This window comes from Thermatribacter velox, assembly GCF_038396615.1.
Taxonomy (GTDB): Bacteria; Atribacterota; Atribacteria; order Atribacterales; family Thermatribacteraceae; genus Thermatribacter; species Thermatribacter velox.
In genome coordinates this window covers 1,448,620-1,462,377 of sequence record NZ_CP121689.1, presented here as the reverse complement: position 1 = coordinate 1,462,377, position 13,758 = coordinate 1,448,620, and the positions used below count along the sequence as shown (strand labels likewise).

The window sequence follows — 13,758 nt, the reverse complement described above, 5'->3', positions numbered from 1 at the left end:
CTTCAGGAGGCAAAAAAGCCCTGAAAGTTTTTTCAGGGCTTGTGGGCTTCGCTTCTTCTCCCATCCGGACTTTACCGTCGGCTCCGGATTTGCACCGGATCAACCCCCCTTTGGGGCTCGCGGGCTTGAGGCTTTCCACCTCTCACCGCCGGTCGGGAATCGGACTTCTGCCCTCACCCTGCCCTGAAGAAGCTTTTTATTATTTGTTTTTTAGAAAAACCGAGATGATTGTAAAGGAAGTTTGGAGATTTGTCAAATTGAGCCGGGTAGGTGATTTTGGTTCTATAAAGGCGTAGATAAAGCTGAAAACTAATAGTACATGTTGTTTAGTGAAAATTGTTCTGTTACAATTGAAAAGTAAGCTATTCAACCTTTATGAGGGGGGTAACCAGCTATGAGAAAAAATAGGGTTTTTGTGGTTGGGGTACTGGTTTTAGCTCTTTTTTCTTTTGTATTTCTGACTGGTGTTGCCAGTGCTGACTTTCCGGAGAAAGAAATCCTCCTAATAATTCAGGCTGCACCGGGAGGCGTTTCCGATGCTGTGGGAAGGGCTATGGCTGCTGCGGCTCAGGAGTTTTTAGGCGTGCCTATTACTGCCACTAACATTACCGGTGCTTCGGGGGCCATTGCTATGGGAAAGTTGAAAGAAAGTAAGCCTGACGGGTACACAATTGGGTATGTGCCTGTGGAGCTTTCCATGGTAAAGGCTCTGGGTTATGCTGACATTTCGCCTGATGATTTTGACCTTATAATGAGAACTAACATTGTTCCTGCAGCTTTAACGGTCCGTTCCGACGCACCTTATAAAACTTTCGAGGAATTTGTTGCCTACGCCAAGGAACATCCGGGCGAGATACTGGTTGGGACTTCCGGCACGGGTTCTATCTGGCATATTGCTGGTCTGGCTCTTGAGGAAGCGCTGGGTGTTAAATTCACCTTTGTTCCTTTTGATGGCGCGGCTCCCAGCGTTGCTGCTCTTCTGGGAGGGCATATCCATGCGGTAACCTGCAGTCCATCAGAAGTGCTCTCGGGAGTGCAATCAGGCGATTTGCGCATGCTCGCTGTTCTGGGAGACTCCCGTACCGAGCTTTTCCCCGATGTGCCTACGGCTAAAGAACTGGGTTACGATATCAACGTAATGGCCTGGGGTGGATTTGCTTTGCCAAAAGGTACTCCTAAAGAGGTGTACGATAAAATCGCAGATGCTTTTTACAAGGCTTTCAACTCAGAGACCTTCACCAGGGTTATGAAAGAGCGAGGTATTCAGCTTGCCTATCTCGACGGTCCCTCTTTTGCAGAGTTTGCCAAACAGCAGTACGAGATGTATATGGAGCTCATACCCCGGGCAATGGGTAAATCTGGAAAATAGCCGAGATTAAAACACTGACGTGGCTGATTTAATTTTTGGTCTCGCTACAGTTGCTTTGGGTATTTTCATCTTCTGGGGAGCCGCTTTGCTCCCCAGAGGTGTTTTGAGTTATGCTCTGGACCCGGCTCTTTTTCCTCGTATTGTGGCTTTTGGTCTGGTTATTCTGGGTAGTTTGCTGTTTTTTCAGGGTCTAAAAAAGAGAAAGCATGAAGAGAAATCTCCTGTGAATTTACCATCAGCGTTTCGCCTCTTGCTTTTGATTGCAGCTACTGTGGTTTACCTGCTTTTGTGGGGACGAGGCTCCTTTTTGGTGAACACTTTGCTCTATCTTTTCTTTATTCAATATGTTATGAAGCTGAAGCCGCTTTTTTCATTGCTGTCTTCAGGGTTAATTTCGGTTGGAGTTTACTTTCTCTTCACTCAAGCTTTCCGGGTTAGGTTTTTCTGACATCTCAATAATTGTGGGAGAGTAGCCATGAATGACATGCTAATGGCTTTGGTGCAAATATTACAACCTGATGTGTTTTTATACCTTGTGATGGGAGTGTTGCTTGGGCTGATTGTTGGGACCTTGCCAGGTCTCACAGCTACTATGGCTGTAGCTATTCTTACTCCGTTGACTTTCTGGTTACCGTATCAGAGCGGTCTTGCGGTACTAGTTGGAGTGTGGAATTCTGCCATTTTTTCAGGTGGTATATCAGCGATATTGATTAACATACCGGGTACCCCGGCTTCTATCGCTTCTACTTTTGATGGCTATCCTCTGGTGCAGCAGGGAAAAGCGGGCTTAGCGCTGGGAATTAACGTGCTCTACTCAGCGATCGGAGGGTTATTTGGTTCTCTGGTGTTTATTCTGGCAGCTTTCCCCCTGGCCCGCTTTGCGCTTTCTTTTGGACCTCCAGAATATTTTGCGCTCGGTCTTTTCGGTTTGAGCATGATGGTTGCTGTTTCTGGAACTTCTATTGTGAAGGGGTTAATTGCCGGTTTTATTGGTCTTGCTTTGGCTATGGTAGGGCTTGACCCCATGCTGGCCACTCCCCGTTTTAGCTTTGGCTCAACCGAACTCTTGGGTGGTATATCCTTTATCCCCTTGATGATTGGTATTTTCGGTCTGGGTGAAGTGTTTTATCAAATGTTTACTGGTGTTGAGAGTGGCAGCAAAGCAGAAACCCAGATAGGGCATCTGGTTGGTAAAAAGCTGGGAAGAATGCTGGTTACCGCAGGTGAATTTATCCGGACTCTTCCTGCAACATTAATTGGAAGCATTACAGGAGTTATTATTGGTGCTATCCCGGGTTCGGGGGCTGACATTGCTTCGCTTTTGGGTTGGGAATTTTCGCGGAGGGTGTCCCGTCGTAAGGAGGAATTTGGTAAGGGTTCAATAGAAGGTCTGGCAGCAACCTGTGCTGCAAACAATGCTTGCCTGGGCGGTGCTCTTACCACCATGATGTCTCTCGGCATACCTGGTGATGCAGTCACTGCAGTGCTGATTGGTTCTTTCATCATGTATGGTGTTCAACCCGGACCAGCAATGTTCCGAGATAGGGCTGATTTCGTCTTTACGGTAATTGGTCTGATGGTGCTTGTTAACCTTATATTCTTGGTGATTGGCTTTTTCTTTTCTCGTTTTGTGGGAGGGTTTATTTTGCTCCCCAAGCCCATTATGTGGTCGGTCATAGTTATTTTGTCCATAGTCGGTTCGTTCTCGCTGAACAATCGGGTTTTTGACGTATGGGTGGCGCTTGGCGGGGGTATTCTGGGTTTTTTGTTTCGCCGTTACGATTTTCCTCTGGGTCCAATTATTCTGGCCTTAATTCTTGGTCCCATGGTGGAACGAAATTTCCGTACTGCGCTTATTATTTCCCACGGTAGTTCCTTCATTTTTCTGAATAGGCCCATAGCTTTGGTCCTTATTATAGGAACCGTTATAGCGCTTTTAGGTCCTGTTTTCATGCGTTGGAAAAGAAAGGAGAGAGTGGCATGAGGTTACTGGAAGGTGTTGTTGTTGCCCACCTGACACCATTTGATGCTCAGGGTCGGGTTGACCATGGCGCTCTGAGGGAATATATGAAATTTTTGATTGCCAAGGGAGTGCATGGAATTTTTGCCTGCGGTACTACTGCGGAAGCACAGATTTTATCTCTGGAAGAGCGGAAAAAGGTTCTTGAGACCATAGTTTCTGCGAATGAAGGGAAAATGACCATTGTTGCTCACTGTGGCACTGTCAACTTTGAAGATACTTGTGAGTTGATTGAGCATGCTCGTTCTCTGGGTGTTGACGGAGCAGGTGTGGTAACTCCCTTTTACTATTCCTACACTCAGGAGGAACTGTACCATTATTACGCTTCGTTAGCCCGCAAGTTTGAAGATTTTCCGCTTTACCTTTATAACATCCCTTCTCTTACCGGCAACAACCTTTCGGCATCTACGGTTGCCCGTTTGGGGCAGGAATTCCCCAACATAGTGGGCATTAAGGATTCAAGCGGTAGCTTCAATACCATATCTGAGTACATCCTTTCCTCTTCTGCTGGGTTCAGAGTAATAGTGGGTTGCGATCGGCTCTTTCTTTCGGTGTTGATTTTTGGTGCCCATGGCTCGGTAACTGGCCCGGGAGGAGTTTTTCCAGAGCCTTTCCTGGATGTCTGGCAGGCTTTTCAAAAGCGTGAGTATGCAAAAGCCCAGATTTTGCAACGCAAGCTGATTGCCATATCTAAAGCGCTGGGAGAGGGAGCCAGTTTGGCGACCTTAAAGGCTGCACTGGCAATACGTGGTTTCGGTGGTGGCTTTATGCGCTTTCCCCTGCGGACTCTTTCTTTTTCCGAAGTAGAGAAGTTACGAGAAAAGCTGAAAGCGGTCCTTGAGGAAACCGGGTATTCTATTTAAAGAACCAGATGTGGTTTTCCCTGTTTTTGGACTGTTCAGGAACCTGGCACCTGTTGACTTTTCGAATAAATAGTAATATATTTCAAAGAGGTAAAAAACGGTAAAGATTTGTTGGTGCGCCTGTAGCTCAACAGGATAGAGCAACGGACTTCTAATCCGTAGGTTGGGGGTTCGAGTCCCTCCAGGCGCGCCAGAAGTGCTGAAACCCGCTTCACAAGCCTGCGAGAAAGGAAAGTCCCTCTTTTTGCAAAAGGCGGTTTTTCTGCCTTAAAAAGTACGAGTCCGTAGTGCTTGAAAGGCTCACCCGAGAACACAGGAGGTGAGCCTTTTTGTCAAGTTTTAAAAGCAATTATTTAAGCGTATCAGTTTTTTGCGGAGATTACTTGTAGAAAATACTTGTGCACTCTGGTATCAGATGTAAGTTCGGGATGAAACGTACAACCAATTATCTTGCCGTACCGAATCATTACTGGCTGTTCCTCAAGAAAGGAAAGTACCTCTACTTTATCCTCAAGCGTTTTTTCTATTTTGGGAGCTCGGATAAAAACGCCTGGGAAGGGTCTTGCCTTATCAAAAGAAAGGTTGATTTGAGTAGTAAAACTTTCTTTTTGTCTCCCGTAAGCATTTCTTCGTACCCTGACTGGAAGTACCTTCAGTGAAGCAAAGCTCAATCCTTCAACTTCTTGAGCAAGTAGTATCAAGCCTGCGCAAGTGGCCAATACAGGCATACCCTTTTCGACTGCTTCTTTTAGGGGTTTTAAAAGGCCAGAATTATGTAGAAAAATGCCCATTGTGGTGCTTTCTCCACCAGGAAGAATCATGGCATCTATTTTATCAAGGTCCTGGATATAGCGTATCCGACGAGTTTCCACTCCAAGCTGTTTTAGCATTCTTTCATGTTCTTTAATTCCTCCCTGAAAACCAAGAATACCAATTTTCATTGTTTACCACCCCCGTTCTTGTAAAGAGAGTTGAAGCTCTTCTGTACTACAACCCTTCATAGCCCCTTCGATGCCTTTACATGCTTCAAGAAGTACTTTGGGATCGTCGAAGAAAGCGCAAGCCTGCACAATCTTTTGAGCAAAAACCGCTGGGTTTTCAGATTTGAAGATGCCGGAACCGACAAAAATGCCATCAGCTCCAAGCATCCGCATGAGGGCAGCGTCCTGGGGTGTTGCAATCCCACCAGCGGCAAAATTCACTACAGGAAGGCGTTTTTCCTTACGGACTTCTTCAAGAAGAGCAACAGACACACCCATTTCTTTAGCTACTCGAGGAAGTTCCTCAGATGGTAAGGTACACACATAATTGATTTCTCGCACCATTCTCCTCATGTGACGAACGGCTTCAACAACATTTCCCGTTCCAGCTTCCCCCTTTGTTCGAATCATCGCTGCACCTTCCTGGATTTTTCTTAGGGCTTCTCCCAGGTCTCGAGCACCACAAACAAAGGGTACGGTGAAAACATTTTTGTCGATATGGCATTCTTCGTCAGCGGGAGTAAGCACCTCGCTTTCATCAATAAAATCCACTCCTAACGCTTCGAGAACCCGTGCTTCTGCAATATGTCCAATACGCACTTTTGCCATGACCGGAATGGACACAGCCTCCATGATGGAAACGATTTTTTCGATTGATGCCATACGAGCTACTCCGCCTTCCCGACGGATATCCGCAGGCACCCGCTCGAGAGCCATCACAGCTACTGCTCCTGCGTCTTCTGCAATGCGAGCTTGTTCAGGAGTGGTTACATCCATGATAACCCCGTTTTTAAGCATTTCTGCAAAGCCCCTTTTGACTATCCAGCTTCCTTTCTGCATTTTGCAAAGACCTCCCTTTCTGATAAAAAAAGGCCCCAACCTTCGTTGGGGCCTTAAAAACAAATATTAACCTTCGCTCATTCGGACTATACCGTCGGCACCGGATTCTCACCGGTTCAACCGCTGAGGCTGATGGGCTCGTCCCCTCGAGGGGGCATCACCACCGGTCGGGAATTGGAGGATTTCCTCCTCACCCTGCCCCGAAGGTTTGAAAATTTCTTCCATATTCTGTTTGCAGTGAGTATACAATAACAGATACCAAAACATCAATAAAAATTTGAGTTTTTATCTTTCCGAGAAATCGTTGCTGTGAAGGCTATCCTTTCTTTTTTAGGGAAATGTGGAGCAGGGTGTCCTTTAAAACTAACCCTGGTAAATAAAAGCCGACAGTTTCCTACCAGAAAAGGAGGAGCTATATATATTCGGTTTTCTCATGGCGCACCAAAGAAGGCTTGTTTCTGCATCTCTTGCAAAAGGTGTAAAGCGGTATAAAGAAGATAAAAAGAAGCTGCCGTTATGGCTATAAACGCCAGGAAGGAAAACCACAAAACCTTGTTTTTCATCGCTCTTTCCCTTTCTTGATTAATGAATAACTCCACAGGTGCTCATTTTCAAAACAACTGCCGTTACCTTGTTCCGCTCTTTTAAAGAGGACAGTTCCCAGTAGAACAACCTGCTTCATTTTCTGGTGGCTCCTGACAGGCTTGACAGGGCTCTTCTTCACACTGCTGACAAACGCTGTACCATTCCTCACAAAAAGCGGAACACTGGCTAAGGCAGGTTGTCCCATCCAGCACGACGCTTCCTTCCTCACAACTGCACACTGTGCAACCTTCACACCACTGAGCACAAAAGCTGAGACAGTCCTCAAGACAAGAAAGGGTATCTATGGAGGATTGCTGGGCATCGGCCTGAGAGGTGCTTTCTGGGTTCGGAGAGCCCAGAGCCGTGAAAAGACAGCCAGAATTGAAAACAGAAAAAACACCGAGGCATACAGTTAGAATCAAGAATGACACCATTTTTGGAGCCCGCACGGAATCGCCCTCCTTTGTTAGAAATCGTATTGACCAATAACTCTATTTTGAGGCTTTAGACAAACCAGATTTTCTCAGCGCTATTCATTGTGCGTTACAGGACGGAACAGTTACCAGAAGCTTCGAGTTGCATTGTTTCGGTAAACTTTGAAACGACCTGGGGGTCAAAAGCGGTCCCTGCATGTTTTTGGATTTCTTCCAGCGCTTGCTCAGAAATCAATGGAGGTCGGTAAGGCCTGCCCATTACCATTGCCTCATATGCATTGACTACTGAACCCATTCGGGAAAGCAGTGGAATTTCTTCTCTTTTCAGGCCCTGGGGATAGCCTTTGCCATCCCAACGTTCTCTGAAGGAGAGGATAGCTTCGCCGATGGGCGCAAGTTCCAGGAGCTGGGAAGCAATTCGGTATCCTCTCTCTGGATGTTCTCGAATGGTTTGCCATTCAGCAGGATTGAGCTCAGAAGCAGGCTTTTTCAGGATTTCTGGGGAAATGCTCAGCTTTCCCAGGTCGTGGAAAACCAAAAGCTTGACGAACAGTTCCTTGCTTTCTGAAGAAAGTCCCATTGCAGTTGCCAGGCTTAACCCCAGACTTATTTTGCGAAAGACCGGAAAACGAGGTTCAACCGGGTATAATTTTTCCTCCAGGCATTTCTTTATCAATTCCAAAATTTCTTTCTCAAGCTTTCTTTTGGTAAGGGTTTTCTGGTGATACATCTCTTGCTCAGCTCGGTTCAGAATCTCTTCAACGCTTTCCTGGGGATGACTTTTGGTAGCTATACCCCAGGCCAAGGATATGGGAATAGGGCATTTTGAGCTGGCAGGAGGACGATGCACAGAAAACCTCTTCATAAGCGTCTCTGCTTGCTCCCGGTTGGTTCTGGGGAGCAAGATGGCAAATTCATCCCCACCTATTCTGGCAACAATATCCTCCTTACGACATATTTTTCGCAGCCCTTCTGCTACCTGAATGAGGAAAAGGTCCCCTTCCCGGTGTCCGAAAGCATCATTTATCAATTTCAGGTAATTCAGGTCGGCCATTACAATCGAGAGGGGCAACTGCCTTTCTGTGTCCAGCCTTTCCAGCTCAACTTCAAAGTATAAGCGCGAAAAAAGATGTGTTAAGGGGTCCCTTAAAAAGCTTCCGTCAGCCCTGGTGGACTCAGCCAGCTTTGCAAAGGTTTCTTCGCGAGTGTGCACGAATATCCAGATGTCCCTTTGATTTTCATTCATCATTATCTCTGGACACCAGATTCATTTTTGCTAATTCCATTTTAGCACGAAAGTAAGAAAACGAGAAATCAAGAGATACGGTTGATAAATAACTGTCACAGTTGCTTTTGGAGCGCAAATATCACAGAATTTCGGGTATGTTCAGCTTCCTTAACGGACACAGCTGGGACATTCTTCGGTTTTATTTTTGCGGGATTCAGGTTTGCGTGTTTTCCAGAGGCCTTTTTGACTGTTTCTGGCTTCTTCTTCAAGGGATAGCAAATACGGCAACTGGTTTTCTCCGGCTGTTTCCACGTCCACCTCAGCAAGACCCTCTTTAATAAGTTCTCCGTTTATCAGAATCCATTCTTCTCCTTCTTCGCAACGACACCTGAGGTATAGAAAGCCTACCCAGATTTCTTCTTCCGGTGTGTGCCCAGTCGCAAAGTCAAAATAGATTTCTTGGTTCCGCACCAGTTCTCGTAGGAAAGCCTTGCCCTGCTCAAATATAGTGAAGTTCCCAAGTGGAGGCTTCACTCCCGCCAGTTTAATTCTTACTTTTTGCATCTTACCGTTACAGCAAACCTCTGCAAGCACTATGTGGGGACGGGGAACTTTGAGAACAGTAACTGGCATGAGTTCTTCCTGGGCACTGACTGTTATTGTCAAAAATAAAGCAGTCCAAAAAACTGCTAATAATAGAAAAACAGTCTTCACCTTGCATCCCTCCCTGTCAGTATATAGCTCCCTCAAGAAGCAGGATACCAAGAACTATGAATAAAGCCGCAAGAGCGATTTTTGAAAAGAGAATATTTCTTCTTCCAAACTCAACTATTTTTTTAGAGCGACTGCCAAAATACACACTCAGAAAAACAGCAAAAAGGGGAATAATGAAAAAGGCGTTATAAAGCAAAAGATAAAAGATGGCCCGGATTCGATAGGCGGTTTCAGAATGGATAAGCATGATAATGGGGAAGTAAATTTGCCCGGTGCAACCTGCTTCCAGGAAGGAAACCACCACACCACTTAAAAGAGCCGCTATAATCAAGCGTCGCTCGGCAAAACTCTGTTTTAAGTACTGGTTAATCTTCAAGCGCCAGCTCTTGGGAAGGCCAAGGGTAAAACCAGTTTCTCTTCGCTCTTTCTTGTACTGGATTGCATCCTTGATGCTTAAGGATGCAAAAAGGAAAAGCAGGGCAGCCATGACACCATAAGCCACCTGAGAGATAATATGGTACTTTCCAAGGTGCTGCCAGATTTCGAAGAAAAAGAGTCCGAGCAAGAAGTAAGTCACATAAACAGATATGCTGTAGGTGATGCCGACTTCAAAAATTCTGCGCCGTTCGTGACCCAGCAAAAAAAGGAGATTAACCATGAAAACTATGGTGGCAAAGGCACAGGGATTTAAACCATCAAGAAGGCCAGCTCCTGCAATGACCCAGAACGTAGCTCCCTTAAGACGAGAAAAAAGATATTCTTCCAGTTTGCTGGTCCGGGTGACTTGCTGTATAGGTTTTTCTTGCCCTGGAGGGAAGTGGCCCTCCAGGGTTTTTTTGATAAACTCTTCCAGCTTTTGTGGATAGCTATCCAGGTCTTCAGAAGCCAGGTAACCAATTTCCGAGAATATTTCCACCGAAGTTTTGTCCTCTACCCGCCAGTATTCCTCGAGTTCGACCAACTTGCGATAGTTGCTTTCTATGACGTAATCAAAATACACTACTTTAATCTGGTCCTGATATTTGGCGAAAACCGGAGGCGTTATTTCGTTTTTAATCTTGCGACACACTGGACAGCGCGAAGAATAGAAAAAGAGAAACACCGGCTTTTCTTTCACTTCCAGAGTGTCAATCAGGGGTTGAGGGCTTTCCTCTCTGACAATCACAGAGGTCCGGTCTCTCCATTCAGAGAGCTCCTCCAGTAGCTTTTCGACAAGTGCTTTATCACTTACGACCACAACCCGGTCTGGGTTCTCTTTTTTGAGAAAGGCATTGAGCGCTTCCGAATCAGGCAGAGAGCCATTTTCCCAAAAGTTAAGCAAGACTGTTTTGTGATAGTTGTGAGTGACCACGTACCAGGGTAAAAAGAAATCCTGTTTTATGTTTTCTGGAGGATTGGTGACTACAATCTTCAGGTCCTGGGCAAGCTTTTCTAAAGTCTGACTCCTCTTTTCCCAATCTTTTTGAGAGGGAAGCACGACTGATTCTATTTTTTGTTCAGAAAGCATCTGCAACCAGGCTTTTTCGCTCATAGCATGATTGCCTGTGTCTATGAGAAACGCGCTATCCCGGGGCAATTCTTCGGGTGGTTTATCAAGATTGCCCAGAATGGTGATTTGATAAGCAGCGGCAAACGATGCAACGATGAAAACCAGCAGAACAAGGATGATGGTAAACCCGAAAAGCTTTTTCACTATCTGCCCTCCCTTCTCTTAAATAGGCATTTTCCCAATAAATTTTTAATAACAATAATACACCAACGCCAATAATAATACATCATTTCTATAGGTAATGAAAACATAATAATATGAAAATATAGTAATTTAAAAATTTCTATGGAAAACGAAAATGACTCTCCGGACCTAAAGCAGAGGAAGTTCTACCTCGAGAACCTGTCGGCTTAGCATTGCGCGGGCACGCTCACCTATGCAAATCTTTTCCCCATTGAATCCTGCTGTATGGTGTTCGATATATGTTGTTGTAGTAAGATAGTACTGGTTTTTAGTCCTTTAAGGGGGTTTCTATTCTGACTGGTAATTTGACAGGAATGGTTCTGACCTCACTTCTGATTTTTGGAGCCAGAATAACCGATGTGAGTATCGGGACTTTGAGGGTGATTCTGGTAGCCAGAGGAATGCGCCGTTTAGCTCCCGTTCTGGGCTTTTTTGAGGTGCTCATCTGGGTTGCTGCTATAACCCAGATTATGCGCAACCTGGACAATGTGCTGGCTTACTTCGCCTACGCTGCCGGATTTGCAACCGGCACCTACCTGGGTATGTGCTTTGAGGAAAAATTAGCAGTTGGATTCTGCATGTTGCGGGTCATAGTCTCAGGCAATGCGAATAACCTCATTGAAAGTTTGAAACAGTCGGGATTTGGGATCACCATCCTGGATGGCCATGGCTCCCGGGGACCGGTCAAAATCATTTATACAATTATCAATCGTAAAAACCTGGGGAGGGCAATGGCAATAATTCAAAACTGTACACCTTCTGCCTTTTACGCTGTAGAGGATGTAAGAATGGCCTCAAAAGGTGTGTTCCCACCACTACAAAGTGGCTTAAGCGTTTTTTCGAGCTTGCGCTTCTGGCGTAAAGGAAAATAGCTTCTCTGGAAGCACTGCATAACTCTGGTATAATTTTGACAGTATCTTTAAAAGGAGGCAAGCAGAATGCCAGAATTTGTGAACCCCTTTTCGGGAATGGTTCCGGGAAGGAAAATGAGCAGAGAAGAGCTAATTCGGGCAATTCGTCTCAACATTGCTGCTGAGCACGAAGCAGTCCATCTTTACCTTGCACATGCTGCTGCCTGTGACCATCCGCTGGCCAAAAAAGTGCTTGAAGACATTGCCAATGAGGAGAGAGTCCATATCGGTGAGTTCAGCCGCTTGCTCGAGATATTGGCAGCTGATGAAGTACAGTACTTGGAGAAGGGCAGAAAAGAGGTGGAAGAGATGATGGAAGAAACGGCGACCGAGAACAAGCAGGAACATGTTAATACTGATAAAAGGCCAACCATTGGTTCTCTGGAGTGAGGAGGTTTAGCGATGGGAGATTATCTTTTTCAAAAGGATGTGCCCCTTCAGGAAGCTACCTGGCAAAAGCTTGAAGAGGTCATGATCCAGACTGCACGCAGTTTACTGGTGGGAAGAAGAATACTGCCCGTTGAGGGACCCTATGGTTTGGGTCTTTCGGCAGTACCGCTCGAAGAAAACCTGCAGGAAGGAGTTCGCCTTGTAAAGACGGTTGGCATTCCCTCTTTCAGTGAGGTTTTTTCACTCTCCAAACGCATGTTGGCAGCCTTTGAAGAAAACGGAGTTTACCTTAATCTTCGTCCCCTACAAGATGCCGTTTCAGTCTGTGCACGAAAAGAAGATTCGCTGATCTTTCAGGGTATTTCTGGAATTCCAGGGCTTCTCAGGGCTGAAGGTTCAAAGAAGAGTCCTCTTTCTGCTTGGAACGAAACCGGGGAGGCGGTCGAGGACGTTATCAAAGCCATAAATGCGCTTGAAAAGCAAGGAATACCTGGCCCTTACCTTTTGGTTCTTGCTCCGGAGCGTTTTAACCTTCTTTTCCGTAGATATCCAAGCGGTAATCAGCTAGAAATTGAACATATGCGCCTGCTCTGTGAAGCTGGTGTTTTGAAATCGCCAGTTATCGAAGAAGGGGGAATACTTCTGGGTCGGGGCGGCAAGGTGGGCCGGATCATCCTGGCTCAGGATATGCAGATAGGATTCATTGGTCCCACTGAAGATTCACTCGAATTCTATGTATCCGAGGCCCTTTTGCCGCTTGTGGAAATTCCTGAGGCAATCTGTGTCCTCAAGTAATTGATTTGAGGGAAGGATTTCGAATAACAAAAGAAGGCCCAGAATAGGGCCTTCTTTTGTGTTAAGGAGGAGGTGTGAACCTTGGACCTTGAATTGAAAGATAAAATCGCTGTAATCACTGGGGGAAGCAAGGGAATTGGGGAAGCAGTTGCCAGGGAACTGGCAAGGGAGGGTGTTCACCTCGCCCTGTGTGCTCGACACAAAGAGGAGGTCGAAAATACTGCCCGAAAAATTTCTGAAGAGTTTGGAGTACAAGCACTGGGCTTTGCCTGTGATGTTAGTAGGCTCGAAGACATTGAGAAATTTGTGGAAGCAGTGAAAAGTACTTATCCTGAAGGCGTGGACATCCTGATCAACAATGCCGGAACCGGTAGTGCTGAGAAAATAATCGATGCTCCTGATTCGAGGTGGCAGTATTACTGGGACCTACACGTCATGGCCGCAGTTCGTCTTTCCCGCCTGCTAGCACCTCTCATGCAAAAGCGAGGCGGTGGAGTAATCATTAACAATGCGTCCATATGCGCCAGACAACCCCTTGATTACGAACCGATTTACAATGTAACTAAGGCAGCTCTGGTGATGTTTTCCAAATGCCTTGCTAATGAATTCATCACTTACAACATAAGGGTTAACTGTGTGAGTCCTGGTCTGATTCTTACTCCTGACTGGTACAAAACAGCAAACATCGTGGGTAAGGAAAAAGGTATGACACCCGAAGAATACTTAGAAAATATTGCTAAGGAAAATGCTCCCATTGGGAGATTTGCAACGCCTGAAGAACTGGCTCATTTTATGGTGTTTTTGTGTTCGCCAAAAGCAAGTTATTGCGTAGGTTCGAACTACTACGTTGATGGGGGGTGGTTGCGGGTTACTGTATAATAGCAGAAACTGAAAGTG

Annotated in this window: 15 protein-coding genes, 1 tRNA gene and 2 riboswitches; of the genes, 9 read left to right on the top strand and 7 right to left on the bottom strand. The window is 45.8% G+C overall.

From position 1 onward, the window contains the following. Positions 1-48: 48 nt before the first annotated feature. Positions 49-195, bottom strand: a riboswitch (FMN riboswitch). A gap of 199 nt (positions 196-394) precedes the next feature. From QBE54_RS07290 to QBE54_RS07270, 5 genes are all read left to right on the top strand, one after another. Further along, the gene (locus QBE54_RS07290; protein WP_369017537.1) at positions 395-1,369 is read left to right on the top strand and encodes a tripartite tricarboxylate transporter substrate binding protein; all 975 of its coding nucleotides are present in this window, start codon (positions 395-397) and stop codon (positions 1,367-1,369) included. Positions 1,370-1,388: 19 nt separating this feature from the next. After that, positions 1,389-1,817 carry a tripartite tricarboxylate transporter TctB family protein gene (locus QBE54_RS07285; RefSeq protein ID WP_369017536.1) on the top strand — a complete coding sequence of 143 codons (429 nt, stop codon included), beginning with the start codon at positions 1,389-1,391 and terminating at the stop codon, positions 1,815-1,817. 27 nt (positions 1,818-1,844) lie between these two features. Next, a complete protein-coding gene (locus QBE54_RS07280) occupies positions 1,845-3,353 on the top strand; it encodes a tripartite tricarboxylate transporter permease (protein ID WP_369017535.1) in 1,509 nt (502 codons plus the stop codon). Further along, on the top strand, positions 3,350-4,252 hold the full coding sequence (locus QBE54_RS07275) for a dihydrodipicolinate synthase family protein (protein ID WP_369017534.1): 903 nt from the start codon (positions 3,350-3,352) through the stop codon (positions 4,250-4,252). Before QBE54_RS07280 ends, QBE54_RS07275 begins: the two co-directional genes overlap by 4 nt. Before the next feature lie 116 nt (positions 4,253-4,368). After that, positions 4,369-4,445: transfer RNA gene (locus QBE54_RS07270), tRNA-Arg, on the top strand. A 169-nt stretch (positions 4,446-4,614) separates the two neighbouring features. Here QBE54_RS07270 and pdxT read toward each other — a convergent pair. The 7 genes from pdxT to QBE54_RS07235 form a co-directional block, all read right to left on the bottom strand. Then, the gene (gene pdxT / locus QBE54_RS07265; protein ID WP_369017533.1) at positions 4,615-5,193 is read right to left on the bottom strand and encodes a pyridoxal 5'-phosphate synthase glutaminase subunit PdxT; all 579 of its coding nucleotides are present in this window, start codon (positions 5,191-5,193) and stop codon (positions 4,615-4,617) included. 3 nt (positions 5,194-5,196) lie between these two features. Next, positions 5,197-6,072 (bottom strand): pyridoxal 5'-phosphate synthase lyase subunit PdxS, encoded by an 876-nt coding sequence (gene pdxS, locus QBE54_RS07260; protein ID WP_369017532.1) that lies wholly within the window; start codon positions 6,070-6,072, stop codon positions 5,197-5,199. 65 nt (positions 6,073-6,137) lie between these two features. Continuing rightward, a riboswitch (FMN riboswitch) is annotated at positions 6,138-6,284 on the bottom strand. A gap of 219 nt (positions 6,285-6,503) precedes the next feature. Continuing rightward, complete coding sequence (locus QBE54_RS07255; RefSeq protein WP_369017531.1) at positions 6,504-6,635, bottom strand: hypothetical protein; 132 nt, start codon at positions 6,633-6,635, stop codon at positions 6,504-6,506. An 81-nt stretch (positions 6,636-6,716) separates the two neighbouring features. After that, on the bottom strand, positions 6,717-7,106 hold the full coding sequence (locus QBE54_RS07250; RefSeq protein WP_369017530.1) for a hypothetical protein: 390 nt from the start codon (positions 7,104-7,106) through the stop codon (positions 6,717-6,719). Between the two features lie 94 nt (positions 7,107-7,200). Continuing rightward, complete coding sequence (locus QBE54_RS07245; RefSeq protein WP_369017529.1) at positions 7,201-8,337, bottom strand: diguanylate cyclase; 1,137 nt, start codon at positions 8,335-8,337, stop codon at positions 7,201-7,203. 150 nt (positions 8,338-8,487) lie between these two features. Beyond that, positions 8,488-9,033 (bottom strand): thermonuclease family protein, encoded by a 546-nt coding sequence (locus tag QBE54_RS07240; protein ID WP_369017528.1) that lies wholly within the window; start codon positions 9,031-9,033, stop codon positions 8,488-8,490. A gap of 16 nt (positions 9,034-9,049) precedes the next feature. Beyond that, positions 9,050-10,726: a hypothetical protein gene (locus tag QBE54_RS07235; RefSeq protein ID WP_369017527.1), complete on the bottom strand. Its 1,677-nt coding sequence runs from the start codon at positions 10,724-10,726 to the stop codon at positions 9,050-9,052. Positions 10,727-11,079: 353 nt separating this feature from the next. On the opposite strand from QBE54_RS07235, the gene QBE54_RS07230 reads away from it, so the two are divergent. From QBE54_RS07230 to QBE54_RS07215, 4 genes are all read left to right on the top strand, one after another. Next, positions 11,080-11,637, top strand: a complete 558-nt coding sequence (locus QBE54_RS07230; protein ID WP_369017526.1) for a DUF2179 domain-containing protein — start codon at positions 11,080-11,082, stop codon at positions 11,635-11,637. 66 nt (positions 11,638-11,703) lie between these two features. Further along, entirely contained in the window at positions 11,704-12,066 is a 363-nt protein-coding gene (locus QBE54_RS07225) for a demethoxyubiquinone hydroxylase family protein (RefSeq protein ID WP_369017525.1), read from the top strand. Positions 12,067-12,078: 12 nt separating this feature from the next. Further along, positions 12,079-12,861, top strand: coding sequence for a family 1 encapsulin nanocompartment shell protein (locus QBE54_RS07220; RefSeq protein WP_369017524.1), 783 nt, complete (start codon positions 12,079-12,081; stop codon positions 12,859-12,861). An 81-nt stretch (positions 12,862-12,942) separates the two neighbouring features. Continuing rightward, entirely contained in the window at positions 12,943-13,740 is a 798-nt protein-coding gene (locus QBE54_RS07215) for an SDR family NAD(P)-dependent oxidoreductase (protein ID WP_369017523.1), read from the top strand. The last annotated feature ends 18 nt before the right edge of the window (positions 13,741-13,758 follow it).

Coding starts and splice junctions, on each gene's coding strand:
- QBE54_RS07290 (WP_369017537.1), top strand. CDS start 395: ATGAGAAAAAATAGGGTTTTTGTGGTTGGGGTACTGGTTTTAGCTCTT.
- QBE54_RS07280 (WP_369017535.1), top strand. CDS start 1,845: ATGAATGACATGCTAATGGCTTTGGTGCAAATATTACAACCTGATGTG.
- QBE54_RS07275 (WP_369017534.1), top strand. CDS start 3,350: ATGAGGTTACTGGAAGGTGTTGTTGTTGCCCACCTGACACCATTTGAT.
- pdxT (WP_369017533.1), bottom strand. CDS start 5,193: ATGAAAATTGGTATTCTTGGTTTTCAGGGAGGAATTAAAGAACATGAA.
- pdxS (WP_369017532.1), bottom strand. CDS start 6,072: ATGCAGAAAGGAAGCTGGATAGTCAAAAGGGGCTTTGCAGAAATGCTT.
- QBE54_RS07255 (WP_369017531.1), bottom strand. CDS start 6,635: ATGAAAAACAAGGTTTTGTGGTTTTCCTTCCTGGCGTTTATAGCCATA.
- QBE54_RS07245 (WP_369017529.1), bottom strand. CDS start 8,337: ATGAATGAAAATCAAAGGGACATCTGGATATTCGTGCACACTCGCGAA.
- QBE54_RS07230 (WP_369017526.1), top strand. CDS start 11,080: ATGGTTCTGACCTCACTTCTGATTTTTGGAGCCAGAATAACCGATGTG.
- QBE54_RS07225 (WP_369017525.1), top strand. CDS start 11,704: ATGCCAGAATTTGTGAACCCCTTTTCGGGAATGGTTCCGGGAAGGAAA.
- QBE54_RS07220 (WP_369017524.1), top strand. CDS start 12,079: ATGGGAGATTATCTTTTTCAAAAGGATGTGCCCCTTCAGGAAGCTACC.